At 66.2% G+C, this 26,237-nt stretch carries 19 protein-coding genes; 8 read left to right on the plus strand and 11 right to left on the minus strand.

Annotation, left to right across the window (positions count from 1 at the left end):
• The 5 genes from proC to AC16HO_RS03800 all read right to left on the minus strand — a co-directional run bounded on the left by proC (window position 1) and on the right by AC16HO_RS03800 (window position 4,051).
• Window positions 1-831, minus strand: coding sequence for a pyrroline-5-carboxylate reductase (proC, locus tag AC16HO_RS03780; protein WP_395643978.1), 831 nt, complete (start codon window positions 829-831; stop codon window positions 1-3).
• Complete coding sequence (gene yfiB / locus AC16HO_RS03785; protein WP_484335296.1) at window positions 828-1,349, minus strand: outer membrane lipoprotein YfiB; 522 nt, start codon at window positions 1,347-1,349, stop codon at window positions 828-830. Before yfiB ends, proC begins: the two co-directional genes overlap by 4 nt.
• A 50-nt stretch (window positions 1,350-1,399) precedes the next feature.
• Window positions 1,400-2,713: a diguanylate cyclase domain-containing protein gene (locus AC16HO_RS03790; protein WP_395643976.1), complete on the minus strand. Its 1,314-nt coding sequence runs from the start codon at window positions 2,711-2,713 to the stop codon at window positions 1,400-1,402.
• On the minus strand, window positions 2,710-3,285 hold the full coding sequence (locus AC16HO_RS03795; protein ID WP_395643975.1) for a YfiR family protein: 576 nt from the start codon (window positions 3,283-3,285) through the stop codon (window positions 2,710-2,712). Before AC16HO_RS03795 ends, AC16HO_RS03790 begins: the two co-directional genes overlap by 4 nt.
• Window positions 3,286-3,367: 82 nt before the next feature.
• The gene (locus AC16HO_RS03800; protein ID WP_395644047.1) at window positions 3,368-4,051 is read right to left on the minus strand and encodes a YggS family pyridoxal phosphate-dependent enzyme; all 684 of its coding nucleotides are present in this window, start codon (window positions 4,049-4,051) and stop codon (window positions 3,368-3,370) included.
• A 77-nt stretch (window positions 4,052-4,128) separates the two neighbouring features.
• Here AC16HO_RS03800 and AC16HO_RS03805 point away from each other — a divergent pair, with 77 nt between their 5' ends.
• Both AC16HO_RS03805 and AC16HO_RS03810 read left to right on the plus strand, forming a co-directional pair.
• Complete coding sequence (locus tag AC16HO_RS03805) at window positions 4,129-5,166, plus strand: type IV pilus twitching motility protein PilT (RefSeq protein ID WP_347261332.1); 1,038 nt, start codon at window positions 4,129-4,131, stop codon at window positions 5,164-5,166.
• Window positions 5,167-5,207: 41 nt separating this feature from the next.
• Window positions 5,208-6,368, plus strand: coding sequence for a PilT/PilU family type 4a pilus ATPase (locus AC16HO_RS03810; protein ID WP_395643974.1), 1,161 nt, complete (start codon window positions 5,208-5,210; stop codon window positions 6,366-6,368).
• Between the two features lie 78 nt (window positions 6,369-6,446).
• Here AC16HO_RS03810 and AC16HO_RS03815 read toward each other — a convergent pair whose 3' ends face one another.
• The 6 genes from AC16HO_RS03815 to AC16HO_RS03840 form a co-directional block, all read right to left on the minus strand.
• The gene (locus AC16HO_RS03815; RefSeq protein ID WP_395643973.1) at window positions 6,447-6,779 is read right to left on the minus strand and encodes a hypothetical protein; all 333 of its coding nucleotides are present in this window, start codon (window positions 6,777-6,779) and stop codon (window positions 6,447-6,449) included.
• Window positions 6,780-6,790: 11 nt separating this feature from the next.
• A complete protein-coding gene (locus AC16HO_RS03820; protein WP_395643972.1) occupies window positions 6,791-8,074 on the minus strand; it encodes a c-type cytochrome in 1,284 nt (427 codons plus the stop codon).
• Entirely contained in the window at window positions 8,071-8,778 is a 708-nt protein-coding gene (locus tag AC16HO_RS03825) for a c-type cytochrome (RefSeq protein ID WP_395643971.1), read from the minus strand. Before AC16HO_RS03825 ends, AC16HO_RS03820 begins: the two co-directional genes overlap by 4 nt.
• A gap of 12 nt (window positions 8,779-8,790) precedes the next feature.
• Window positions 8,791-9,000 (minus strand): twin transmembrane helix small protein, encoded by a 210-nt coding sequence (locus AC16HO_RS03830; protein ID WP_395643970.1) that lies wholly within the window; start codon window positions 8,998-9,000, stop codon window positions 8,791-8,793.
• A gap of 150 nt (window positions 9,001-9,150) precedes the next feature.
• Window positions 9,151-10,542, minus strand: coding sequence for a sensor histidine kinase (locus tag AC16HO_RS03835; protein WP_395643969.1), 1,392 nt, complete (start codon window positions 10,540-10,542; stop codon window positions 9,151-9,153).
• On the minus strand, window positions 10,539-11,219 hold the full coding sequence (locus AC16HO_RS03840) for a winged helix-turn-helix domain-containing protein (RefSeq protein WP_395643968.1): 681 nt from the start codon (window positions 11,217-11,219) through the stop codon (window positions 10,539-10,541). Before AC16HO_RS03840 ends, AC16HO_RS03835 begins: the two co-directional genes overlap by 4 nt.
• Before the next feature lie 155 nt (window positions 11,220-11,374).
• Here AC16HO_RS03840 and AC16HO_RS03845 point away from each other — a divergent pair, with 155 nt between their 5' ends.
• From AC16HO_RS03845 to AC16HO_RS03870, 6 genes are all read left to right on the plus strand, one after another.
• Window positions 11,375-12,739, plus strand: a complete 1,365-nt coding sequence (locus AC16HO_RS03845) for a TolC family protein (RefSeq protein ID WP_395643967.1) — start codon at window positions 11,375-11,377, stop codon at window positions 12,737-12,739.
• Window positions 12,736-13,899, plus strand: a complete 1,164-nt coding sequence (locus AC16HO_RS03850) for an efflux RND transporter periplasmic adaptor subunit (RefSeq protein WP_395643966.1) — start codon at window positions 12,736-12,738, stop codon at window positions 13,897-13,899. The genes AC16HO_RS03845 and AC16HO_RS03850 overlap by 4 nt, the downstream gene beginning before the upstream one ends.
• On the plus strand, window positions 13,896-16,952 hold the full coding sequence (locus tag AC16HO_RS03855) for an efflux RND transporter permease subunit (protein WP_395643965.1): 3,057 nt from the start codon (window positions 13,896-13,898) through the stop codon (window positions 16,950-16,952). The genes AC16HO_RS03850 and AC16HO_RS03855 overlap by 4 nt, the downstream gene beginning before the upstream one ends.
• Window positions 16,953-17,218: 266 nt before the next feature.
• Window positions 17,219-20,215: a hypothetical protein gene (locus AC16HO_RS03860; RefSeq protein ID WP_395643964.1), complete on the plus strand. Its 2,997-nt coding sequence runs from the start codon at window positions 17,219-17,221 to the stop codon at window positions 20,213-20,215.
• A gap of 107 nt (window positions 20,216-20,322) precedes the next feature.
• Entirely contained in the window at window positions 20,323-22,014 is a 1,692-nt protein-coding gene (locus AC16HO_RS03865) for a hypothetical protein (RefSeq protein ID WP_395643963.1), read from the plus strand.
• A 76-nt stretch (window positions 22,015-22,090) separates the two neighbouring features.
• Window positions 22,091-26,095 (plus strand): hypothetical protein, encoded by a 4,005-nt coding sequence (locus AC16HO_RS03870; RefSeq protein WP_484335297.1) that lies wholly within the window; start codon window positions 22,091-22,093, stop codon window positions 26,093-26,095.
• Window positions 26,096-26,237 lie beyond the last annotated feature (142 nt).

Genomic DNA, 26,237 nt, shown 5'->3' on the forward strand with positions numbered 1-26,237 from the left:
TCAGCCACCCGGGTGTGCGGAAAGTTCCTGCCCGCGGCGCGTGGCCGCTGCCACTGCGCCTGCGACGAGCGCACGCAGGCCGTTGGCCTCGAAGCTTTCGACCGCGGCCTGGGTGGTGCCGTTGGGCGAGGTCACGCGCTGGCGCAGTGCGGCCGGTGCCGCGCCGTCCTCGCGCAGCATGCGTCCCGCGCCGAGGCAGGTCTGCGCGGCCAGTGCGCGCGCGGTCTCGCGTGGCAGGCCCTGGGCCACCGCGGCGTCCTCCAGCGCTTCGACGAGCAGGAAGAAATATGCCGGCCCGGAGCCGGACAGCGCGGTGACCGTATCCATCAGCGCTTCGTCCGCTATCCACACGGCGAGGCCGGCGGCATCGAGGATGCGCTGCGCCAATTCGCGCTGGCGCGCGTCGGCACGCGCATTGGCGACGAGGCCGGCGGCACCGGCGCCGATCAGGGCCGGCGTGTTCGGCATCGTGCGCACGACGGCGTAGCCGCCACCGAGCCAGGTATCGATCTGCTCGATGCGGATGCCGGCGGCGATCGACACGATCAGCGGTTTGCGCGGCCACGCGATTTCGCCGAGCGAAGTGCATACCGCTTTCATCACCTGAGGCTTCACCGCGAGCACGACGGCATCGGCGTCGCGCGCCGCATCGGCGGCGTTGTCGCAGACGGTCACACCGAAGTCGCTTGCCAGCGCGGCGCGCTGGTCGGCGTTAGGCTCGGCGACGGCGATGTCCGCGCCGTGCTTTCCGGCGCGCACGAGCCCGCCGATCAGGCTGCGCGCCATGTTGCCGCCGCCGACGAAGGTGATGCGCGTAGGTGTGTTGGTCATGGGATGGCCAATGCGGTGGACGGTACGATGATCTCGACACGCCGGTTCTGCGCGCGGCCCTCGGGACTGCCATTGTCCGCTGCCGGATGGTCGGGGCCGAAGCCCTTGCGAACGACGTCCCTCGCGGCGAAGCCGTCGGCGACGAACGCATCGGCGACGATGTCCGCGCGGCGTCGGGAAAGGGCCATGTTGTAGTCGTACGCGCCGAGGTTGTCGGTGTGGCCCTCCGCGCGCAGCTGGCGGATGTCCAGCGCGAGCAATTGCCGCGCGAAGTCGGCGATAACCTTGCGCAATTCAGGCTTGAGGTCGTCCTTGCCGAATTCGAAGGAGATGTACTCGGGCAGGGTCAGCAGCCAGCCCTCGTCGACTTTCCTGAAGCCGAGATGGGTCAGCGCTTCCGTCTGGCGTTGGGCGAGCGTCGGTTTGGGCGGGGCGGAGGCGCACGCCGCGAGCAGGCAGAACGCGAGCACAAGCGGGAACAGTCGCTGAAGTCGGGGGAGGTAAAAGTCTGCCTGCAAGATGCTTCCTCGGGTTTCGAACGGCGAAGTGTATCGGACAGTGCCCGGTCTCATTCTACTTGCTGGATTGCGCCGGGATCGATGCCGATCCAGTCCGAGTTCGCCGCCTGCTTGGCAGCGGCGGCATCAGCGTTCCAGCGCGTGACGTGGCCCTGTTCGCGGCGGCGCCCTTTTGCCGCGTACATCGACTGGTCGGCCAGATGCACGAACTCGTCGATGCTCCGTGCGGCGTCGGGATAGACGGCCACGCCGATGCTCGTGCTCGGATGCAGCACGAGATCGCCGTGGCGGATCGGCGCTTCGAGCTCGGCATGCAGTTCGGCGAGGATGTTCTCGGGATCCGCGTTCGCGGCCAGCGGCGAGAACAGGACGACGAACTCGTCGCCGCCGATGCGCGTGGCCGTGGTCTCCTGCGGGCGCCAGTTGCGCAGGCGCGCGGCAATGCGGCTGAGCAATTCGTCGCCGACGGCGTGGCCGAGGTTGTCGTTGACCGACTTGAATGCGTCGATGTCGAGATAGAACAGGCATGCGCGCGTGCGGTCACGATTGCAAGCGTCGATCGTCGCCTGCAACGCGGGCTCGAACATCGCACGGTTCGGCAGGCCGGTCAGTGCGTCGATGTAGGCGACGCGCCGCAGCGCGGCGTTGCTTTGGGTGAGCAGGTGGTCACGCAGGCTGATTTCGTCGAGCAGGGCGTTGAATTCACAACGCAGATCTTCTACCTCGGTGAGTGACGACGGCGGCGCACGTCGACTGAAATCTCGCCCCTCGATCAGCTGCTTGACCACTTCGTGCAACTGCCAGATCGGCTGGGTGAAGCGACGCGTGTACTTGCGCGCGAGGGCGAGGGCGCTGGCGGCGATCAATAGCGTGCCGAAGCCGAACCAGGCGAGCAATCCGCCGAGCGTACGCAGCATCGGCTCGCTGCCGCCTTCGAGGACGATGTCGCCGATGCGCCGGCCTTCCTCGACCACCTCCTGGCGGACGCGCTCGTCGCCGACCCAGCCGGACAACCGGCCCACCCATCCGTCCGCACGCCCGTCGATGCGGGCGAGCACGACGCCCGATGCGTCGCGGATCTCGGCGAAGGTGATGCCCTCGTCCCCGGGAATCGACTGCAGGATCTCGGTCGCCGTCTTCGTATCGCGGAACACGATTGCGCTGCGGCTTTCGCTGGCGGCGAAGCTGATCAGCGTGCGCAGATGGCGCTCGGTCTGCTGGTGCAGGAAATGGTAGCTCAGCAGGAAGGCGCCGGTGCCGACGACGACGATGGCCAGTGCGGAAATCGACAGCAGCGCACGCCCGATGTGCGCGGCGGAGGCCGTCGCCGACAATTTCTTGCGCGCGCGCAGCGGCTGGCTCATGGCGTGTCCTTGCCGGCGGTGCGCGACGAACCGAGGGTGAGCAGGCGCGAACTGACCACGAGGGCCGCCTCCCTCATCGCCGAGATGTTGACTTCGAATTTCTGCTGCTCCGCGGCTGGCGCACCGCCGAGGTGCAGGCAGATTTGACCGCCCGCGGTGCAGAACCCGGAACCGGAACCGACCGCGAGTATCGGCTGCCGGCGCACGCGCGCGAGCAGCTTGTCCGTGGTCGCGGCATCGGCGGCGCTCAGGTCGAGGACCTGGCAATTGTTCAGCGCGGCCTCGGCGTCGATGCGGTGGATCGCAAACGGCTTGCCGCGCACGATGCGGCCGGCGTAGACGCGGTCCTGCTCGACCGGCACGTCGCCAACTATGCAGACGGTCCAGGCAGGCAATCGGTCCTCACCCTGCCAGTGCACGTAGTGGACGAAGCCGGTGATGTACTCGGCGGAATTGCTCAATCCGTCCGTCTGCGCCTCGGCGCCGCAGGCGATTCCCGCGCACGACAGCGCCGCAGCCGCCCAGGCGGTGATGCGGATCAGGCAGGCGCTGGGCGAAAACCGATTGATCATCGTGAAGGACAGGCTGCGCCCGGTATTTTCCCGCCGGGGCTGCGTTGGCAAATGGCGGATGGTCGGAGAGCGGAAGTGTGAATCATCGCACAGTTGTCGCGCGCGCGCCGAACAGGGCGCTGCCGACACGCACCATTGTCGCCCCGCAGGCTATCGCCAGTTCGAAGTCTTCGGACATGCCCATCGACAGCGTATCGATGTCGGCGTGGTCGCGGCGCAACTCCTCGAACAATGCACGCATGCGCACGAATGCAGTCTCGCGGCGGCGCGGGTCTGCGGCCGGTGCGGGGATCGCCATCAGGCCGCGCAGGGCGAGGCGTGGCGCGGTGCGCACGACCGCGGCGAGCGCGCCGATTTGCTCCGGCGTGCAGCCCGATTTGCTGGCCTCGTCGTCGACGTTGACCTGGATCAGCACATTGAGCGGCGTGCGCCCGGGCGGGCGGGCGCGATCGAGCAGGGCGACGAGCTTGACCCGATCCAGGCTCTGCAGCCAGTCGAAATGCGCGGCGACCTCGCGCGCCTTGTTCGATTGCAGCGGGCCGATCAGATGCCATTCCAGGCCGGGATCGGCCAGCTCGCGCTGCTTGGCCAGGCATTCCTGCACATAGTTCTCGCCGAATGCGCGCTGGCCGAACGCAGCGAGTCCGCGCACCGAGGCGGCCGGCCTGGTCTTGCTGACCGCAAGCAGGGTCACCTCGCGCCCGGCGCGTTGCGCCGCGGCGACTACGCGTTCGCGCACGGCGCGATAGTTTTCGCTCGAATCCATGAAGCAGGCGTGCATTGTTGTCTTTCCCGCACGTTATACTGCCGGCGCAAACTACGGCAAGCGCCAATGGGGGGGATGTGGACATAGCGGAGCTTCTGGCGTTCTCCATCAAGAACAAGGCCTCGGACCTGCATCTCTCGGCGGGCCTGCCGCCGATGATCCGCGTCGACGGTGACGTGCGCCGCATCAACATGCCGGCGCTCGAGCACAAGCAGGTGCATGCACTGGTCTACGACATCATGTCGGACAAGCAGCGCCGCGACTACGAGGAATTCCTCGAGCTGGATTTCTCGTTCGAACTGGCCGGCATGGCGCGCTTCCGCGTCAACGCGTTCAACCAGAACCGCGGTGCGGGCGCGGTGTTCCGCACGATTCCTTCCGAAGTGCTCACGCTCGACGATCTCGGTGCGCCGAAGATCTTCAAGGAGCTGATCGCGCAGCCGGTAGGCCTGATCCTCGTCACCGGGCCGACCGGCTCGGGCAAATCGACCACGCTCGCGGCGATGGTCGACCACATCAACAAGAACGAATACGGTCACATCCTCACGATCGAGGATCCGATCGAATTCGTGCACACGGCGAACAAGTGCCTGGTCAACCAGCGCGAGGTGCACCGCGACACCCACGGGTTCAACGAGGCATTGCGTTCGGCCTTGCGTGAAGATCCGGACTACGTCCTCGTCGGCGAACTGCGCGACCTCGAGACGATCCGCCTCGCCCTGACCGCGGCCGAGACCGGCCATCTCGTCTTCGGCACGCTGCACACCTCCAGCGCGGCGAAGACCGTGGACCGCATCATCGACGTATTCCCGGCCGGCGAGAAGCCGATGGTGCGCTCGATGCTGTCCGAGTCGCTGCGCGCGGTGGTTTCGCAGTCGCTGCTGAAGAAGGTCGGCGGCGGCCGCATCGCCGCGCACGAGATCATGGTCGGCATCCCGGCGATCCGCAACCTGATCCGCGAAGACAAGGTCGCGCAGATGTATTCGACGATCCAGACCGGCAGTGCGTTCGGCATGCAGACGCTGGACCAGTGCCTGCTCGACATGGTCAAGCGCGGCCAGGTGACGCGACAGGAAGCGTCGACCTACGCGAAGAACAAGGACGTGTTCAAATAAGCGTGGTGCCTTGATTCGAACGCCTGAAAGCGGAAACCGCCATGACTCCAGCCGATTTCAACTCGTACCTGAAACTGATGGTGCACAAGCGCGCCTCCGACCTGTTCATCACGGCCGGTCTGCCGCCCTCGATCAAGATCGCCGGCCGCATCGGGCCGGTGACCAAGGAGCCGCTCAGCGCGCAGCAGTCGCGCGACCTCGTGCTCAGCGTGATGACGCCCTCGCAGCGCGAGGAGTTCGAGAAGACGCATGAATGCCAGTTCGCGATCGCGCTCGCCGGCGTCGGCCGCTTCCGCGTGAGCTGCTTCTACCAGCGCAGCAATGTCGGCATGGTGCTGCGCCGGATCGAGGGCAAGATCCCGACGCCGGAGGAGTTGAACCTGCCACCGATCATCAAGCAGCTGGCGATGACCAAGCGCGGCATCATCATCTTCGTCGGCGCGACCGGCACCGGCAAGTCGACCTCGCTCGCGTCGATGATCGGCTACCGCAACCAGAATTCGACCGGCCACATCATCACGATCGAGGACCCGATCGAGTACGTGCACAACCATGCCGGCTGCATCGTCACCCAGCGCGAAATCGGCATCGACACCGACTCGTGGGAGAACGCGCTGAAGAACACGCTGCGTCAGGCCCCCGACGTGATCATGATCGGTGAGGTGCGCACGCGCGAGACGATGGAACACGCGATCGCGTTTTCCGAGACCGGTCATTTGTGCTTGTGCACGCTGCATGCGAACAACGCCAACCAGGCGATGGACCGCATCATCAACTTCTTCCCCGAGGACCGTCGCAGCCAGCTGTTCATGGATCTCTCGCTCAACCTCAAGGGCGTGGTCGCGCAGCAGCTCATTCCCACGCCCGACGGCAAGGGCCGCCGCGTCGCGATCGAAGTCATGCTCGGCACGCCGCTGGTTTCGGACTACATCCGCAAGGGCGAGGTGCACAAGCTCAAGGACGTGATGAAGGACTCGACCAACCTCGGCATGTGCACGTTCGATCAGAGCCTCGTCGCGCTCTACCATGCCGGCGAGATCTCCTACGAGGACGCGTTGCGTTACGCCGACTCGGCCAACGAGGTGCGCCTGAAGATCAAGCTCGCCCAGGGCGGAGACGCGAATTCGCTCGCGCAAGGCCTCGGCGACGTGGAACTGGTCGAGGACGAAACGAAGCGCGGCGGGTTTTCGTTCCGCGTCTAGCGCTTCCCGATTCGCGCGGCTCGATCGTCACAGGCGCCGCGGGTGCGAGGTTCGCGGCGCCCTGCTCCGCGGGCGGCATCACCAAGCGCGTGCTCGCAAATCGACGGCCCTGCGCAGCAAGCGCGCCCGCACTACCGCGGCGGCACCGACGATGCCGAAGAAGAACGCGAACGCGAGCAGCGTGGCGAGCACCTGTTTCCACAGCGCGCCGCCGACGCTGCTGGCGACGCGGAACCCCCAGCGCATCGCGGCCACGCTTGCGCCGGCGGCGAGCACGAGCACGAGGAGATCGGCAATCCAGCGCAGTGCGTGGCGCGGCTTGCGCGGATAGCAGCAGTAAAGTGTGCCGACAATGCAGAAGGCCGGCAGGAACAGGATAAAGGCGAGATCGGGTTGAATCGTCGTGGGCATGCCCTGGTCCTTCAGTCGAGCACGATTCCGTGCATCGCCTCGATGTCGGCGGCGGTCAACCGGGAGCGCTGCGCGCCGAAATTTTCGCGTACGTAGTTGGTCACCGCGGCGATCTGTGCGGAACTGAGTTGCTGCACGAACGGCGGCATCGAATACGGCGCCGGATTGCCCGCCGTCGTCACTGCAAAGCCGCCGTACAGCACCATGCGCACCGCGTTGATCGGATCGGGCGCGATCGCCGCGACCGCGTCGCGCAGTGCCGGATAGCGTCCACTCTTGCCTTCGCCGTCGTTGCCGTGGCAGTCGGCGCATGCGTGCCGATAGATTTCGGCGCCGTCGCCGGCCACCTCCGGTTGGCGCTGCGGTTCGGGCAGCAGGGTGAAAGCCGCTTCGCGCGCACGGCGTGCGGGAATGGATTTCAGATAGCGCGCGATCGCGATGGCATCGTCTTCGCGCAGTGCCTGCAGACTGCGGTAGACGACTTCGGCCATCGGCCCGTAGGCCGCGCCGTGGTCGCTGGTGCCGGAGCGCAGATAGGCGGCGAGCTGTTCGACCGGATAGCGTTGCAACTGCTTCGCGTCGAGGGGCGGCGCGTACCAGCCGCTGCCCGGAATGCGTCCACCGGCCAGATGGCCGCCGGAGGCGAGCGCGCCGCCCGGTTCGCGCTCGCTGTGACACATCGCGCAGTGGCCGAGGCCGTCGACCAGATAGCGGCCGCGATTGTCATCGGTTGCCGCGGCGGGCGCGGGGCGATAGTGCAGCATGCGCCAGAGCACGAGCGCGGGGCGCAGGTTCGCGGGAAAGTCGAGACGGTTCGGCGGCGGTACGTTGGCGCTCGCGGGCAGACTGCGCAAATAGGCGTAGATGGCGTCGATGTCCGCGTCGGCGAGCGTGGCGAAATATTCGTAGGGGAACACCGGATACAGCGGACCGCGGCGGCTGACGCCGTGGCGCATCGCATGCGCGAACTCGGCGATCGACCACGCCCCGATGCCGTGCTCGCGGTCGGGCGTCAGGTTCGAGGAGTAGATCACGCCCCGGCCGGTGGCGAAGCCGCGCCCACCCGCATAGGCGGCGCCGCCGCGTGCGGTATGGCAGGCCGCGCAGTCGCCGATGCGCGCGAGGTATTCGCCGCGCCGCAACGTTGCCGCGTCGCCCGCGACGACGCGGCCGTCGTCCACGGGCAGCCGGTAGGGCGCAAGGCCGCCCTGTTGCGCGAACAGGAAAATCCCGATGGCGAGCGCGGCGAGCACGAACGGAACGGCAACGAGGCCGGCGATGCGCCAGGTTTTCACTTCGCCACCTGTGCGTGCGGCAGCGATCCGCAGGCCCGCGGCGGCAGGAAGCTCGCGGCCGGAGCGGGACGCAGGCCGTCGACGTTCGATTGCTGCGAGAGATACACCGCGATCGCGCGCATGTCGTCGGCGGCGATCCTGCCGGCGATGTCGTGCATGCAGTCGGGCGGCGCGCCGTTGCGCACACCCTCGCGCCATGCGCCGAACTGGGCGATGACGTAGTCGGCCGGCAGGCCGAGCAGGGCGGGCACGCCGGGTTCCAGGCCGGCGAGATTGGCGCCGTGGCAGGAGCTGCATGCGGGCAAGTCGCGTGCGGGGTCGCCGTGCTCGACCAGGTTCTGCGCGACGCGGCGGCGCTCGGCAGTCAGCTCTGCGGCACCCGTGTCGGCGCCGCGCGTGCGCGGCGGCAGCTCGGCGTACCATTGCGCGATGCGTTGCAGGAAGGCGTCGTCGGCGAAGCGAACGTACCAGGTCATGGATGTGCTGGCGCGGCGGCCATCGCGGAAGCCCTTGAGCTGCTCGAACAGATAGCCGGCCGGCTTGCCGGCAAGGTGCGGGTAGTATTCCGCGCCGCGCACGCCTTCGCCGTGCTGGCCGTGGCAGGCCGCGCAGGCGGCCAGACGCTCACCGAAATCGGCGCTGTCGTCCGCGCGCGCCGGTGAGGCCAGCGCGAGCAGAAGTACCAGCAAGGTAGCGCGCAGCATCGCTGCTGCCGCTCAGCGTCCGACGCCGTGCGGCTGTATCCAACCGAGCGCGATGCACAGCATCACGAACAGGATCAGCGCGACCGAAAGCCCGATGCGCCGCGTCAGTGCCGCAACCGTGCGCCCACTGCCGCCATTGTCGACCATCATGAAATACAGGCCCGCGCCAAGGTTGTAGACGATCGCGACCAGTGTGGCGACGACGATGATTTTCCCGAACATGCTTCACTTCCCGGTGGCTGTGCCGACGCCACGTATTTTACCCCGGACAGCGCGGCCGGAGGCCGATCGGCGCCGCGGAAGCGCGCTTGTCGGCGCGCGGGTGCCGAGGCGTTTTGTCGCAGCGCCGGCGCGGGCCGCGCGCTGCGAGGGTCATCCCGCCGCCCCGGCGGCGATGCCGCTGCGGGCGGAGGCGGACGAGGAAAATCGCACGCCGACGCGCAATCCGGGTGCGTTGTCGCCCAGATCGAGCGCGGCGTCGTGCAGCGCCGCGACGGCATGGGCGAGCGCAAGGCCGAGGCCGTTTCCCGGCGTCGTGCGGCTGGCATCGAGGCGCACGAAGCGCTGCAGTACCTTCTCGCGCATGTCGACGGGGATGCCGGGGCCGTCGTCGGCGACAAGGACTTCGACACCGGCCGGCGTGCGTCGCGCCGCCAGCTCGATGTGCGCGCCGGCAGCGCAATGGCGCGATGCGTTCTCGACGAGGTTGGCGAACAACTGGGTGAGCAGTTCGCGGTCGCCGTGCACGTCCAGCCCGGCGGCGATGTCGGTATGCAGCGATTGCGATTTTTCCTCGATTGAAGGCTGGTAGATCTCGGCGACCGTGTGCAGCAGTTCGCAGAGATCGACGCTGCGGAAACTGGCCTTGCGCGCGCCGCTTTCGATCTGCGCGATGCGCAGCAGTGCGCCGAAGGTCTGCAGGATCGCATCGATGTCGGCCAGCGTCGCTTCCAGCGTCGCATGCAGCGCCTGCGCGTCCGGCGTCCGCTGCTGCGCGAGTTCGAGTCGCTGGCGCAGGCGCGTCAACGGCGTGCGCAGGTCGTGGGCGATGTCGGTCGAAACCTGACGCAGACCCTCGAGCAACACACCGATGCGGTCGAGCATGGCATTCAGGCTCTCGGCGAGATGGTCGAATTCGTCGCCGCTGCCGTTGAGCGGAATGCGCCGCTGCAGGTCGCCGGCGACGATGTCGCGGCTGGTCTGGCTCACCGTCTCGATGCGGCGCAGGACCGAGGCGCTCATCAGCGCGCCGCCGGCGAGCACGAGCAGCATCGCCGCACCGAGCCCCCAGAGGAACGACTGCGCGACCGATTCGCGCAGTTCATGCACCTCGTGCGCGCTCACGCCGACGAAGAGATAGCCGCCGTCGACCGCCGCCTCGCCGCGGCCGCGGATATCGGTCTCGTGGAATCGGGGCAACCGGTTCGGTTTCACCCATTCGCGGACGCCGGCAACGGGGTCGAGCGCCGGCATATTGCCGGCGATGGCGTTGCCGGCGCGATCCTGCAACAGGTAGAAGAAGTTGCTGGCTTGCCTGGTCGAGGCTTCGATCGCGCGGCGCAGGCTTTCGAGGCCGCCGTCGCCGGCGGCGGCGCGGACTTCCCTGATTTCGGCTGCGACGGTGATGTCGATCTGATGCTGCATGAAGCGCGTCGTCGACCAGAACACCGAAAGAAACAGCACTAGGAAGCTCGCGCCGGTGATTGCCGCGTAGATCAGGGTCAGGCGGAAGCTCGAAGTGCGGAACAGCCGATGCAGGTTCACGGCGTCGATTCGCGCAGGGAATAGCCGGCGCCGCGCAGTGTCTGGATCAGACCGACCGCATGGCCCTTGTCGACCTTGCCGCGCAGCCGGCTGATGTGGCTTTCGACGACGTTGGTGTGCGGGTCGAAGTTCAGGTCCCATACCTGTTCGAGCAGCATCGTGCGCGTGACGACCTCGTCAGCGTGACGCATGAGGAATTCGAGCAGGCGGAATTCGCGTGGCTGCAGTTCGATCGGCTGTCCCGCCCGCTGCACGCTGCGCGCGAGCAGGTCCATTTCGAGGTCGGCCACGCGCAGCACGGTCTCCGCGGCCGTGCGCCGCGGCCGACGGCCCAGCGCGCTGACGCGCGCGGCGAGCTCGGAAAACGCAAACGGCTTGACCAGATAGTCGTCGGCGCCGGCATTGAGACCATTGACGCGGTCGTCGATGCCGCCGAGCGTGGTCAGGAACAGCACCGGCGTTTCGATGCCGCCCGCGCGCAGCGTACGCACGAGGGTCATGCCGTCGAGCCCCGGCAACATGCGGTCGACGAGCAACAGGTCCCAGTCCTGGCCGGTCGCCTGGAACAGGCCGTCGCGGCCGTCGCGCGCTACGGCGATGTTGTGGCCGGACTGGCGCAAACCCGTCGTCACGTAGTCGGCGGTTTCGGCATCGTCTTCGATCAGCAGGATTCTCAAGGGGGCTCGCCGGATTTCCGTTGCGCGTGGTTCCCGGGAAGGTGGGAGCGACGCCAGAGCGCGCATCTAGACGCATGTGCCGTTGCCCGTCAAGTTGCAAAACGGTAATGTCGCGGACACCTCGGCACATAGCGCGGCCGGGTAGGGTAGCCGCGATGAAAAATTCGCCGATCTCCCGATTCGTCCGTCACACCACGCTCGCCGCCGCGATGCTGGCGCTCGGTGCCTGCGCGACCTACTCGCCGAAACCGCTGGATCTCGCCGCCACCGGCAAGACCGCGCTCGCCGATCTGCGTCACGAGGGCACGTTGCCCGAACGCCTGACGCCCGACGACATCGCGCGCCTGGCCCTCGACAACAATCCGGACCTCGTTGCGGTTCGCGCCCAGCACGGCATCGCCGAGGCACAACTGCGCACCGCGGGCATCCTGCCCAATCCGGTGGCCAGCTACAGCTATCAAAACCTGCTCAGCGGGCCGGGCGAGATGGGGGTGGTCGCCGCGAGCCTGACGATGGACATCAAGGCGCTCATCACGTTCATCCCGAAGCGTCGCGCGGCAAAGGCGACCGCGCAGTCGTCCGATGCGGCCGTGCTCTGGCAAGAGTGGCAGACGATCGGCAAGGCGCGCCTCGCCGCGATCGACCTGATTGAGGGCGACAAGCAGCTCGCCCTGCTGCGCAGCAACGCCACTCTTTGGCGGGAGCGCCTGCAGCGCAACCAGCAGGCGCTCAAGCAGGGCGACGCGACCCTGGCCACGCTTGCGCCCGATCTCGCCGCCGGCTCGGACGCACAGAAGACGCTCGATGATTTCGAGCGCGCACAGCAGACGCGGCGGCGCGATCTCAATCTGCTGTTGGGCCTCGCTCCTTCAGTGAAGCTGTCGCTTGCCGATGAAGCGGCCGTGCCGGTGATTGATGTTGACGCGGTGCGCACCCGATTGCCGGATTTGGCCAATCGTCGTCCCGACCTGATCGCGCTGCAGCTCGGCTATCGCGCGCAGGAAGAAAAAGTATGGGGTGCCGTGCTCGCCCAGTTCCCGGTGTTTTCGTTCGGTCCGACCTACGGTCGCGATGCGAGCAACGTGCGCACGTTCGGCCCGCAATACACGATGGACCTGCCGATTTTCGACCGCAACCAGGGTAACGTCGCCCAGGAGCGCGCAACGCGCGAGCAGCTCCACGCGGAGTTCGCGGCGCGCCTGGTCGCCGCCAAGGGCGAAGTCGAAGCGATGCTTGCCGATCAGACCCTGCTGCAGAAGCAACTCGAAACCAAGAGCGCCATGCTCGCGTTGATGGAGCCGATGGCTTCGCACGTGCAGACGGCGTTCCAGCAGGGCGATATCGACGAGCGCAGTTATGTCGATCTGATCGCGTCGCGCAACGCCAAGCAGCAGGAAATCCTTGCGCTGCGACTCGTGCTGCTCGAACAGCAGGTCGCCCTCGCCACGCTCGTCGGCGCCGGCATGCCGCATGCGGAAATGCCGGGCGCCTCCACCTCTTCGATGCAGGAACAACCATGAAAGCCAAACTTCTCGCCGCGATGGTCGCGGGCTTGTCGATCAGCGTCGCCGCGGGTTTGTGGGCGACCCGTTCCGCCGTGGGCGCGGCAGAAGAAGAGATCAAGGGCAGCGTGCTTGTCGAGACGCAGCCGGTCAAGCTGGGCACGATCGCCGACACCCTGACCGCCTACGGCACCGCGGCCCCCGCGATCAACGGCGGCATGACTCTTTCCGTGCAGGCGGAAGGCCGCGTCATGCATATCGCGGTGACGCCGGGCGAGGCCGTGCACAAGGGCCAGACTTTGATGGAGTTTCGTCTTTCCGCCGCCGCCTCGAGCACCTACGAACAGGCAGTGACGGCATTGAAAGCAGCGAAGGAAGAACAAACGCGCATCACTCGCCTGCTCGGCCAGCAGCTCGCCACGCGCGACCAGAAAGTCATCGCCGACAAGGCCGCAGCCGACGCGCAGGCCGCACTCACCGCGCTCGAACGCGAAACCGGCGGCAAACCGCAGCAGACGCTGGTAGCCCCATTCGACGGCGTTGTTGCCGCGATTCCGGTCAACCAGGGCGACCGCATCGCGGCCGGAGCGGCGCTGGTGACGATCACGCGCCACAACGGCCTCGTCGTCACCTGCGGCATCGAGCCGTCCGAGGTGAAGCGCCTCAAGATCGGCCAGGCCGTGCGCATCAAGCCGCTGTCGGGCGACGCCGAGGTGATCGCAGGCAAGCTGTCGCGCATCGACCGCAGCCTCAATCCGAAGACCCGCCTTGTCGATGCCGACGTCGTCGTCGACGACGAACTGATCCAAGGTCAGGCGTTCCGCGCTCAGATCGAAGTCGGCGAACTGAAGGGCTGGATCGTGCCGCGCGATGCCGTGCTGGACGACGACGAAGGCACCTACGTGTTCCAGGTTGCCGGCGACAAGGCCAAGCGAGTGAAAGTCAAGCGCGTCGGTACCGACGAGGAGAGCACGGCGGTCGATGGGCCGCTCGATGCGAAGCTCGAAGTCGTCACCGTCGGCAACTACCAGCTGGAAGACGGCGGCGCGGTGCGCAAGGAAGCAGGCGATACGCAGGACGGCAAAGCGGACGAGAAAGGCGCGGCGGGCGAAGAAAAGCCCGCGGCGAAGGACGAGAAGGCCGCGCCGGCCAAGAACGGGAACGGCAAGCAGCCATGAACTTCGTCGGATTGATCGAACACCACGCTCGCTCACTGCTCTGCATCGCCTTTGCGCTCGCGGTGGCGGGCCTCGTTGCGGCTTTCATCCTGCCGGTCGGGTTGTTTCCGCAGGTTTCGTTCCCGCGCGTCGTCGTCGATCTGTCCTCGGGCGACCGTCCGGCCGACCAGACCGTGCTTGCGGTGACGCGCCCGGTAGAGGAAGCGATCCGCTCCGTGCCTGGCGTGCGCGAAGTGCGCTCCGCCTCCTCGCGCGGTTCGGCGCAGATCTCCGTGGACTTCGGCTGGGGCCGCGACATGATCGCGACCACGCTGCTCGTCGACTCGGCCATCGCGCAGGCATTGCCGAAGCTGCCAACCGGCACGACTTACGGCGTGCGCCGCATGGACCCGACCGTGTTCCCGATCATCTCCTACGCGTTGACCTCGGACCAGCTCACGCCGAACCAGTTGCGCGACCTCGCCCAGTACGAACTCGTGCCGCTGCTCGCTCCGGTCAACGGCCTTGCGCGCGTCGACGTGCAGGGCGGGTTGATCGACGAAGTGCACGTCGAGGCCGACACGCACAAGCTCAACGAGTACGGCATCGGCATGAACGAGCTCGTCGCCGCGGTCACCGCCGGCAATTCATTGCAGGCGGTCGGCCGCGTGCAGGATCGCGACAAGCTCTTTCTCGTCGTTTCCAACAGCAACCTGCGCTCGATCGATGAACTGAAGAACATCGTCGTGCGCGGCGATGCGGCGGGCGTGGTGCATCTGTCGGACGTGGCCGAGGTCGGTCCGGGCGCGGCGCCGTTCTGGCTGCGCGTGGTCGAAGACGGCAAGCCGGCCGTTTTGTTCAACGTCTACGAGCAACCCGACGGCAACGCCGTGCAGATTGCGAAAGACGTGCGCGCGCGCCTCGCCACGTACAAGCTGCCTGCGGGCGTGAAGCTCGCCAACTGGTACGACCAGAGTACGCTCGTGCTCGAATCCGGCGCGAGCGTGCGCGACGCGGTCATCATCGGCCTGATCCTCGCCGGCATCGTGCTGTTTGTGTTCCTGCGCAATGTGCGCGTCATGCTGATCGCCGTGCTCGTGGTGCCGGCGACGCTGACCATCACCGTGCTCGTGCTCAGTGTGGCCGGCATGAGCTTCAACATCATGACCCTGGGCGGCATTGCCGCGGCGGTGGGCCTGGTCATCGACGACATGATCGTCATCGTCGAGCACATCGCCCGCAGAGCGGGGGCCAAGGGCATCGAGGACGGCAAGGCCGCGGTGTTGCCGGCAACGCGCGAGTTCCTGCGCCCGCTGACTGGATCGAGCCTGGCCACGCTGATCGTGTTCCTGCCGCTCTCCTTCATGAGCGGCGTGACCGGCTCGTTCTCCAAGGCACTCGCAGTGACGATGGCCGCGGCGCTGATGATCTCCTACCTGTTCGCCGCATTCGTCGTGCCGGTACTCGCGCGCTACTTCATCGATTTCAAGAAGTGGCACGATCCTGCCGCCGACCGCGACGACTGGCTCTCGCGTACGCACCGGCGCATGCTCGAGCGCGCCTTTGCCAAGCCGCTGATCCTGCTCGGCGCGATCGTGCCGCTGCTGCTGGTCGGCGCACTTGCCTACAACAACGTGCAGAGCGGTTTCATGCCGAAAGTCGACGAGGGCGGTTTCGTCATGGACTTCTACACCAAGCCCGGTACTTCGCTAGACGAAACCGAACGCGAGCTGCAGCAGATCGAGGCGATCCTCAAGGAACAGCCCGAAGTCGACACATTCTCGCGCCGCACCGGCACCGGCCTCGGCGGTGACCTCGGCGAACCGCATCACGGCGATTTTTTTGTGCGCCTGAAGAGCGACCACGAACGCGGTACGGAAGAAGTCATGGCCGCCGTGCTCGAGGACATCCAGAAGAACGTACCCGGCGTCGACATCGAACTCGCGCAGTTGATGGAAGACCTCATCGGCGACCTCACCGCCGTGCCGCAGCCGATCGAGATCCAGCTCTATGCCGAGGATCCGGCCAAGCTGATTCCGCAGGCGAAGAAGGTCGCCGCGGCAATCGCGAAGATTCCGGGCGTGGTCGAGATCAAGGACGGTGTGATGCTCGCCGGCGACGGCATCGACATGAAGGTCGACCCGGTCAAGGCCGCGTTCGAAGGCGTCACTCCGGACGAGGTGAGCAAGGCGGTGGACGTGGCGATCAACGGCGCCATCGCGACCCAGCTGCCGCAGCCGAACAAATTGATCGACGTGCGCGTGCGCATGCCGCGCGCGATGAACCTGCATCTCGAAGACCTCGCCGACCTGCCGATCCGCGCGACCGACGGCCACCTGTTCCCGCTCAAGCGCGTGGCGACGCTCACGCCGGTGTCGGGCGAGCCCGAGATCAAGCGCGACAACCTGCAGCCGATGGTCGCAGTCACCGCGCGCATCGAGGGTCGCGGCATGGGCGCGGCCGTTGCCGATGTCGAAAAGGTACTCGTGCAGAAGGGCATGCTCGCGTCCGGCGTGCGCTACGAGATGGGTGGCCTGTACCGTCAGCAGCAGATCGCGTTCGCGAGTCTCGCGGTCGTCTTCATCGCCGCGCTGATCGCCGAACTGGTGCTGCTGCTGATCCTGTACGAGGATTTCTGGCTGCCGTTGATCATCGTCGGTACTTCGCTGCTGTCGACGACGGGCGTGTTCATCGCGCTGTGGATCACCGGGGTCGAGCTCAACATCACCGCGCTGATGGGCATGACGATGGTGATCGGTATTGCGACCGAGATGGCGATCTTCTACGTCAGCGAGTACACCGAACTAGCGCACACGATGCCGCTGCGTCAGGCGCTTTTCGAAGCGAGCCGCAACCGCCTGCGCCCGATCACGATGACCACGCTCGCCGCGATCCTGACCCTGCTGCCGCTCGCGTTCGCGATCGGTCAGGGCTCCGGTATCCAGCAGCCGCTCGCGATCGCGATCATCGCCGGTCTCGTCATCCAGTACCCGCTCGTGCTGCTTGCGATGCCCGTGCTGATCGGCATCGCCCAGCGCGGTCGCGGCAATCGCTTGGCGATGACCGTGGGCTGAGGCGTGTTGCGCGAGCGCCCGGATGAATGATCGTCCGGGCCAGCGCGAAAACGTGGATTGAACCGATCCGATCCTGCGCGCCGCGTCGGCGTGGGCCGCCGGCTTGGCCGGGTTTCTCCACGCAACCCCTGCTTCACAGTTTTTTGCCCGTATCGCGATTAAGATGTCGCGCAAACATCGAATCTTTCCTGCCCGGCGGGGGCGGCAGGAGAGTGTATGTCGCCGATGGAGCGGCGCAGGCCCAACGTTGCAGCAAGGGGAATCGCATGCGATCGATCCGTCCCGGCAACCGCGTCTCCGTCCGCGTCCCGCCGCGTCCGTGGCTGCTCGCCGCCGCCCTGGCAACATCCCCGTTGCAACTTGCCGCGTACGACTGGCCGCAGTTCAACGGCAATCCGCAGCACGGCGGCAACAACACCGACGAGAGCGTTCTCGGCGCAGCGAATGTCGCCAGTCTTGCTTTGCAATATCAGGCGACGCTGCCGGCGGTGGGCGACGGCACCCCGGTGTTCCTCGACGGCGTGACGACGGCGAGCGGTGTCAGGGATCTGCTTTTCTTGATCACCAAGGCCGGCGACATCCTCGCCCTGGACGTGCATGCGGGCACGACCGTCTGGAGCCAGCACTATCCGAACACGCTGCCCGCGGCAAGCTGCTCGAGCAGCGAATGCATCACCGCGTCTTCGCCCGCGCTCGATCCGAACCGGCAGTTCGTCTATGTCTATGGACTCGACGGCAATTTGCACAAGTTGCTCGTGGGTAGCGGCACCGAGGTCGCCACCGGCGGCTGGCCGCAGATCGCGACGCTCAAGCCCGGCACCGAGAAGCAGTCGGGTGCGCTCGCAATCGCGACCGTCGGCGCGACGAGCTATCTGTATTCGGCGATGAGCGCGCACAACGGCGATGCCGGCGATGTCCAGGGCCATTTGACCACGGTCAACCTCGGCAGCGGCGCGCAGAACGTATTCAACTTCGTCTGCAGCGACAAGGCCGTGCACTTCGCCTTGTCGCCGGCCGCACCGGCCTGTTCGCAGCGCCTCGCCGGCGGTTGGGCTCGTCCCGGCGTGATCTATGATGGCTCAATCAACCGCGCCTTCGTCGGCACCGGCAACGGCTCCTACAACCTGTCCCTGCACAATTGGGGCGATTCGATCCTCGCCCTCGGCGCCGACGGCACGGCCAGCGGCGGCACGCCGATCGATGCCTACACGCCGACCAATCAATCCACGCTCGATCAGCAGGACGCCGATCTCGGCAGCACCGCGCCGGCGATCCTGCCGACGCCCGCCGGATCCAAATTCCAGCATCTCGCCGTGCAGGGCGGCAAGGACCAGAAACTGCGCCTGATCAATCTCGCCAACATGAGTGGGGCCGGCGGCGCGGGTCACCTCGGCGGCGAGATCGGTGCCATCGTCAACGTGCCGCAGGGCGGGCAGGTCAAGACCCAGCCTGCGGTGTGGGTCAATCCGGCCGACCGCAGCAGTTGGGCCTTCATCGTCAACTCGAGCGGCGCGGCCGGCATGCAGCTCGCGGTCGACGGCAGCGGCAATCCCTCGCTGGCAGCGAAATGGCAGAACGGCGCGGCCGGCGCGTCGCCGCTCGTCGCCAACAACGTGCTCTACCTCGCCGGCAGCCAGTTGCGCGCGCTCGACCCGACCACGGGCACGCAATTGTGGGGCTCGGGCAAGGTCAGCAATATCCATTTCCAGAGCCCGGTTGTCGCCTGCGCATCGGTTTACGTGCTCGACAACACGAGCCATCTGAGCGCCTTCGGCCTGTCGTTGCCGCATTCGATCGTTGCCGGCGGCAACGACCAGACCGCGGTTGTCGGCGGTGCGTACGCCAATCCGTTGCAGGTGCTCGTCAGCGACGCGAACAACAATCCGCTGTCTGGTACGACCGTCACCTTCCAGTTGCCGGCCTCGGGGGCGGGTGGCACGTTTGCCGGCGACGTGACGACGGCAACGGTGGTCAGCAATGCGAGCGGCATTGCGACTTCGCCGACGCTCACGGCAAACCACGTCGCCGGCAACTATCTCGCCAGCGCGACGATCGCCAACGGCGCCTGCCCGGCGAATTTCCATCTGGCCAGCACGGCATCGAGCTTCATCGCGGTGGCGCCAGCGCGCGTGCTGGAAACGCGTCCCGCGCAGACGACCAGCGATGGCATGTTCAACGGCATCGGCAGCCTCGCCGCCGGTGGCCAGCTCGATGTCGCGATCGCCAATCGCGGCGGTCTGCCCGGGCAGAACGTGGCTGCGGTCGTGTTGAACGTCACCGCGGCGAACGCGAGCTCGCCGGGATACGTCACGGCGTGGCCGACCGGTGCGCCGCGTCCGTTTGCGTCCAACCTCAATCTGGCGCCGGGGCATCCTGTCGCCAACCTTGTCATCAGCCGGCTCGGCGACAACGGTTTCGTTTCACTGTTCAATTCGAATGGCAGCACCGACCTGATCGCCGACGTGCAGGGATGGTTTCCCACCGGTTCCGGTCTGGCCTTCGTGCCGGCTGCGCGCCTGCTCGACACCCGGCCCGGCGCGACGACCATCGACGGCCAGTTCGCAGGCCAGGGTCCCGTCGGTCCCGGAGGTCGGATCAATCTGCAGGTGCTCGGCCGCGCACAGGTGCCTGCCAGCGCCGTGTCCGCGGTCGTCCTGAACGTGACCGCGGTCGGCCCCACGGCGGCGGGATACGCGACGGTCTGGCCGGCGGACGTGCCGCAACCGACCGCATCGAACCTGAATTTCGTCGCCGGCGACACGGTAGCCAATCTCGTCGTGGCGAAAGTGGGTGGCAACGGACAGGTCGCCTTGTACAACTCGGCGGGCAACACGAACCTGGTCGCCGACGTGTCTGGCTGGTTCCAGACCGGTTCGGAGCTGACTCCGCTGACACCGTTCCGTTTGCTCGACACGCGCGGTGGTGGGCAAACCGGCGACGGCAGCTTCGCCGGCACCGGGCAGCTCGGCCCCGGCGCCCAGATCGATCTGCAGGTGACCGGCCGCGATGCCATCCCCGCGAACGCGAGCGCGGTCGTGCTCAATGTCACCGCGGTCGGTCCGAGCACCGCGGGGTACCTGGGCGTGCGGCCGACCGGCAGCGCATTGTCGACGACCTCGAACGTCAATTTCACCGCGGGTGCGACCGTTCCGAACCTCGTCGTCGCGGCCATCGGCAGCAACGGTCGCGTATCGATCTTCAACAGCAGCGGCACGAGCGACGTCGTCGTCGACGTGATCGGGTGGTTCGCGGTCTCGCACTGACTGGTAGAGCCTGCAGTTCTGCGCGGTCAGCCTCGGTCGTGGCGGGTGACCGAGCTCGACGTCGCCACCGGGACGCAGATCGTGCGTGAAGACGTAATCGCCGCGAGGTGATCGTGAATTTCCCTGATGCGCCATCCATCTTTCTGGAGAGAAGAGGCCGCATCATGAAGCCTGCCGCGACCTCCGGATCAAGCAACAGGCGGACGTTTCCCGTCGCGGCGTTGTTCCGCTGGCTGCTTCCGCTTCTGCCGTTGGTTTCGTGTACGCCGCTGGTGCCCTACCGGACGGAACGGGACCGCTCCGTGAACTGCCCGCCGCTGCACCTGCAGGACGATCCAGCCCTGGATTCGTTCGCCCGCGTCGATCCGAAGTGCGACTCGCTGCGGGAGGAAGTCGCGCCCGCGTCCGCGGGCAACGGCGGCTACAGCTTGCACTTCGTCGAATTCGACGACCAGGGCGAGTTGTTTCCCGGCACGGAACGGACCCCGTTGGCGGATTCGGAGATGGAAGATTTCCTCTCCCGAGTTCGCCTGGGAAGTCTGCAGGATGATTCGTCGAATCCAAGTCCGATCAGCGTGGTCGTTTTCGTTCACGGCTGGAAACACGATGCGCGCAGCGGCGACAGCAACGTGCGCTGGTTTCGCGCCATGCTTGCCCGGCTGGCAATCGTGGAACGCAAATCGACCTGTCCGCGCCGGGTGATTGGCCTGTATGTCGGTTGGCGCGGCGATGCGACGACGCTTGCGGATCCGGTCAAGAACATCACGTTCTGGACGCGGAAAAAAGCCGCCGCGCGTGTCGCCGACGGTCAGGTGCGCGAACTGCTCAGTCGCTTGCGTTCGATCCAGGATATTCGCAATGCCGATTGGAACGGCGTCGTCGAGCACAGTCGACGTCATCCGACCGAAGTGACTTCGTCGCATCATGAGCTCGCCTGCTCGAAGGCGATGCGCCTGACCATTGTGGGCCACAGTTTTGGCGGGCTCGTCGTCTACAAGGCGCTGAGCCCTTCGCTGATCCGCGACATCGCCGATCTCAACGAACGCATTCGCGATGCCGGATCACCCGTTGTCGATCCGGTGCTTGCGCGCGAAGGCGATCTCATCGTGACCATCAATCCGGCTGTCGAAGCCGCGGCGTTCGTGCCGTTGTGGCGGGCGGCGCGGGCGGCGAACCCGAGGAGCTATCACGCGCCGGTGTTCGTTTCCATCACCAGCGCGAATGACGATGCAACCGGAATGGCGTTTCCGGCGGCACGCTTCTTCAATACGTTGTTGAGCAAATATCCGGACGGCGCACAGGGCGAGCGCGATGCCGAACTCAAAACGATCGGTCACGACCAGGACCATGTCGACTACACCCTGAACACGCTGAGCGTCTTGAATCGCAATTCAAGATCGAACCCGCTTCTGCCGGATCCGAAATGCGAAGCCTTGCGCAACGCGCCTGACTTCTTGACCCGTTTCGATGGAGAGTTGCGACGCCTGGATGGTTTCGCCAACGCGTTGCATGCCAATCCCGACGCCAACACATTGCCTCAGTTTTTCCCGAGACAGTTCTGCATTCATGCAAGAACCGGCGACGCCGACGTAGCGATTGCGCTGCAGCCGAAATCGGGAACCAACCTCAACTCGCCGGTGTGGAACGTGTACACGTCGGTGCCGGTGCTCGACTCGCATTCGGACCTGCTCAATCCCGTGCTGGTCGATTTCCTGCGCCAGCTCTACGAAGAAGGGACACGGCCCGAAACACAGCGGCTGTCGCAAACGATGACAGGCCCGGCCGACGCCGGCCGGTGAAGCAGAGCGAGGTTGCGCCGCCAGGGCGTCGATTGTGGATGGAATTTGGCGTGAACTCGAAGTCGAGGGAACCAGCATGTCCGATACGACCTCTCCCGAATCATCCGCTGCGCATGGCGCGGCGGCGAAAGGCAGTCATGCCATCGCAACAGAGGAAAAGGCCCGGCTGGAGGCCCGATCCGCCGAACTTGCACAGAACAACGACGCGTTGAAGCAGCGTCTGGCCGCCGAGGCCGTTGCGATCCAGGCTCGCCGTGCCGAAGCGTACAAGCACGCCAGCGACAAACATGATCTGCCTGTCGCTGGACTCGCGCTCTCCGGCGGAGGTGTCCGCAGCGCGACATTCTGTTTGGGGCTGATCCAGGGCTTGGCCCAGAACGGAGTACTGCGACGCTTCGACTACCTTTCCACCGTGTCCGGGGGCGGATATATCGGTGCGGGTATCGGACGCTTGATCGGCATGGTCGGTATCGACAAGGCCGAGGGCCTGCTGGGATCGGGCTACTCGCAAGTGTTGGCATGGCTGCGCAAGAACGGTCGCTATCTGACGCCATCCGGCGCGCGCGATCTGGGCATGGTGATCGCCACGTTGCTGCGCTCGACGATCTCGACCCATTTCGAGTTGGGGTTGCTCGCCATGCTGGCCGGGTTGATCGTCATCTTGCCGCATGCGCTGCAGAGTCAGTTCGTGCTGTTCGACGACATTGCCTGGGAGCAATGGCCAAGCGCCTGGTGGCCGTTCGCCATCGCCGTGTGGGTTCTGGTCGCACCGGGGGGCATCTGGGCTTATTGGCCTTTGCGCGATCCCATCCGCGAAGTACCCAGTCGCAGCGTTGAACCTGCGGTGCACGTTGTGCTCGCGTTGACGGCGCTGTTGGTCAGCGGTCTTTGTGTGCTGCGTTCGTACCGACCCGTGCACGGGTGGATCGCGGGCCTGGGTATCGCTCAGCTGTGTTTCCTCGCAACTCTCGGAGCGCTGATATGGGCGCTGTACGTGGGCGCGCGGCTGGTGCGAGTACGCAATGGTTCCCTGCCGCGGGAACAGGTCGACTTCGAGGTCAACGGCTTGCGCAACCGGCTGACCCGCGCGTTACGTTTCATCAACCAATGGGCCATGTATTTCCTGCTTCTCGGCATTCTCGATTGGCTGAGCTTTTCGTTGGTGGAGAAGATGCAGACGCCGACATGGTGGCGATCGTTTCTGCCTGGCGTGGTGGTGGCAGCCGGTGCACTGGTCGCGGGTCTGCGCAACATGTCCGAACCGCTGAAAAAGATGATTTCCTCCGGCGACGCCGACAAAGGCCTTTGGCTGCGGCGCGCGATCAACGCGATCGGCTTGCTGATCGGCGGATTGCTCCTGCTGGCGTGGACGGCGCTGCTGCAATGGCTCGTATTGTTCGATGCGGACAGCAATGTCCTGTTCCACGGCATCGCGCCTTTCTGGTGTGTGCTCGTCATCCTCGGCGCGGTCGCCGCATGGATCTTCCTTACGCGAAAGCACAACGAAACGCTAAACGGCTCTTCTCTGCACGGGTTCTACCGGGCGCGCCTGATTCGGGCGTACCTGTCGATCGGCAACGCCAACCGGTTTCCGAATATCCAGGAACCTTGCCTCGGTGTGATCGAAGCCAACAGCCAAAGCGTCGTCGACGTCGTCGAAGGCGACGACATCGCGCTCAAGGACTATCGGCCGGAAGTCGGCGGTGGTCCGATCCATCTCGTTGGCGCTTGCCTGAACCAGACCGTGGACGATCACGGCGATCTCTACAACGCCGACCGCAAAGGCATCGCGGCGATCGCGAGCGCGGGCGGGATCGAGATCGGTCCCGGCGAGGCGGGCGGCTGGATTCCCGCGGAAGCCGCCGCGACCCTGGGGCAATGGATCACCATCTCCGGCGCGGCGGTATCGCCGGGCGCGGGTTCCAACACGACGCGCGGCTGGGCGCTGCTGCTGTTTGCATTCGGGGTCAGGCTCGGCTACTGGACTGCCGCGCTGCTGGGCCGGGGATCCGCTACGGCGGCTCAGCCGCCGGAGAAAACCCGTGCCACGCTGTCCGGCAGGTTTCGCGATACCAAATCCGGGCTCGTTCTGAGCGAGGCGCTGGCATCGTTCCTGGGGCGGCCGGCGAAGTGGTGGTACTTGTCGGACGGCGGCCACTTCGAGAACACGGGCGTGTACGCGCTGATCAAGCGCGAAGTGCCGTTCATCCTGATGGCCGACTGCGGCGCGGACCCGAAATATGTTTTCGAAGACCTGGAAAATCTCGTGCGCAAGGCACGCATAGATTTCGATGCCGAGATCGAGATCTACACTGCACAGGAGGCGGCCGCGCGCTTCGGTCCGTTCGACGACCAGCTGTGTGTGTTGTCGCCGGAGCAGATCGTCGACAACCACACCCGGCGCGGTGTTCTGCTCGCACGCATTTGCTACCACCACAGCGACCTGGCGAGGCGCAGCTACGGCATCTTGCTCATCGTCAAACCGAATTTGCACGATGCCCTGGACAACGACGTGCTTGCCTATGCGAGCCGCAATCCGGCTTTCCCGCAGCAATCCACGGGCGATCAGTTCTTCGACGAATCGCAGTGGGAGAGCTACCGCCGCCTGGGCCAGGACCTGGGGCGGGCATTGACGGACGCGTGGCTCAAGCGGTTGCCGCATTGGGGACATGCCAAGTCGCCGTCCTCGCATGAATCCGCCCTGCCGCGGCGACGCGACAGGATCGTTGAGGCAGCGGCGAGCGCCACGTCATCCTGGCGGCGCACCGCTGCGGCCACCGCGATCGGCACGACGCTCAGCTTCAGCGTCGTGGCAAGCCTGGCTGGAGTCGGCTGGACCATGTACGACGGCATCAACAAGGAACGCTTGGCGAAGGTCGCGGAGATCGGCCGAAACATCGACGCGGCAAAGGACAAGTTCAGCAAACTTCGCGGTGCGTTGTGCAACGTGAAAACGGCAAGCGCGATCCGCGAGTGTGTGGGCTTTGCTCCGGCCGACGCGAAAGCGGACGATCTGTCGCCTTCGGACGGACAAGCCCTGGGCGAGCTCTACGAAACGGTCAGCAATCAGGCCAACCAGGTCAGGTTGAGCGCGATTTTTTCCGATATCCGCGAATTGCAGAGAACCACCTGCGGCATGCAGACATCGGAGTGCAACGCAACCGGACAGGTGGCAGAGAACCTCTGCGGCGCCATCTGCGATCGGCCTGCGGAAAGCGAAAACAAGGATACGTATTGGGGCATGTCGGGCAAGTCGTACGACTGGAACGAGAATGTATTGCTCGCGTTTGCGCGAAGCCAGGTGCTGGGCATCGGCGCCGGCGGGGCAAAGCTGGATTTGCCTCCCCTCGCGGCGCCGCCGGTCGAAGCACGCGCCGACGTTGTCCGCTCTGCGGCCCCGGCAGCCGCCCGCCCTGCGCTGCCGCCGCCGAACGATGCGGCCTCGGCTGTGGAAGTCTCGCCGGCCGCTCCGACCGTCCCTGCCGCCGCGGCGCCGACCGTCGCTCAGGGTCCGATCGCCACGATCCCGCCTGCGTCCGGGTCAGCTTCGGCATCTCGTGCAACCGCGCCGCCTCCGAACTTGCGGGCCATGCCGTCCGCTGCGCCATCGAACCCGATTGCGACTGCGGCGGAGCCCGCAGGGGTTGCGGCTGACGCGTCGCCGGCAACGCGTGCGGCTGCCGCGAATCTGTCCGCATGCCGGGACAGCGCAGGGCCAGTGGCCTTGTATGTCCAGATTTACGATGAGCGCACGCGCGGCGTGGCCGACGAAATCCGCGCCGCGCTGAAGCTATCCAATTCGGTGGTCGTGCCGCGCACGGAAAATGTGAGGACCGCGGCAGATGCACGAGGCAGCCGTGTTCCAATCGCTTGGAAAGCGCCGACCCTGATCGTGCATCGCTCCGAGCAGGACATGAAATGTGCCGACGCGATTGCGGCGACGCTCGGTGATGCGATCCATAGGAACTACCGCGGCGCATCGCTGCAGGTTCGGGAACTTCCTGCTTCGTTCAAGAGCACACGGCACGTTCTGGAACTCTGGCTGCCGCTGCAGTTGGCAGACGCAGCGGTGCAGAACTAGGTGGAGTGCTTGCCGCGCCCCACGTGCCTCCCGCAACCGATCGGCCGCGCGACACGGCGAGCCGCACCGGCGGCGCGAATTTGGCGTGGTGATCGACCTTGCGCGGGGCCGCGCAAGCCGATCGCTTGATCAGGAGTGGTGG

This window comes from Rudaea sp. (genome assembly GCF_057139185.1).

Coding starts and splice junctions, on each gene's coding strand:
- AC16HO_RS03795 (WP_395643975.1), bottom strand. CDS start 3,285: ATGATCAATCGGTTTTCGCCCAGCGCCTGCCTGATCCGCATCACCGCC.
- AC16HO_RS03800 (WP_395644047.1), bottom strand. CDS start 4,051: ATGGATTCGAGCGAAAACTATCGCGCCGTGCGCGAACGCGTAGTCGCC.
- AC16HO_RS03870 (WP_484335297.1), top strand. CDS start 22,091: ATGTCCGATACGACCTCTCCCGAATCATCCGCTGCGCATGGCGCGGCG.
- AC16HO_RS03850 (WP_395643966.1), top strand. CDS start 12,736: ATGAAAGCCAAACTTCTCGCCGCGATGGTCGCGGGCTTGTCGATCAGC.
- AC16HO_RS03855 (WP_395643965.1), top strand. CDS start 13,896: ATGAACTTCGTCGGATTGATCGAACACCACGCTCGCTCACTGCTCTGC.
- proC (WP_395643978.1), bottom strand. CDS start 831: ATGACCAACACACCTACGCGCATCACCTTCGTCGGCGGCGGCAACATG.
- AC16HO_RS03790 (WP_395643976.1), bottom strand. CDS start 2,713: ATGAGCCAGCCGCTGCGCGCGCGCAAGAAATTGTCGGCGACGGCCTCC.
- AC16HO_RS03810 (WP_395643974.1), top strand. CDS start 5,208: ATGACTCCAGCCGATTTCAACTCGTACCTGAAACTGATGGTGCACAAG.
- AC16HO_RS03830 (WP_395643970.1), bottom strand. CDS start 9,000: ATGTTCGGGAAAATCATCGTCGTCGCCACACTGGTCGCGATCGTCTAC.
- AC16HO_RS03845 (WP_395643967.1), top strand. CDS start 11,375: ATGAAAAATTCGCCGATCTCCCGATTCGTCCGTCACACCACGCTCGCC.
- AC16HO_RS03860 (WP_395643964.1), top strand. CDS start 17,219: ATGCGATCGATCCGTCCCGGCAACCGCGTCTCCGTCCGCGTCCCGCCG.
- AC16HO_RS03825 (WP_395643971.1), bottom strand. CDS start 8,778: ATGCTGCGCGCTACCTTGCTGGTACTTCTGCTCGCGCTGGCCTCACCG.
- AC16HO_RS03815 (WP_395643973.1), bottom strand. CDS start 6,779: ATGCCCACGACGATTCAACCCGATCTCGCCTTTATCCTGTTCCTGCCG.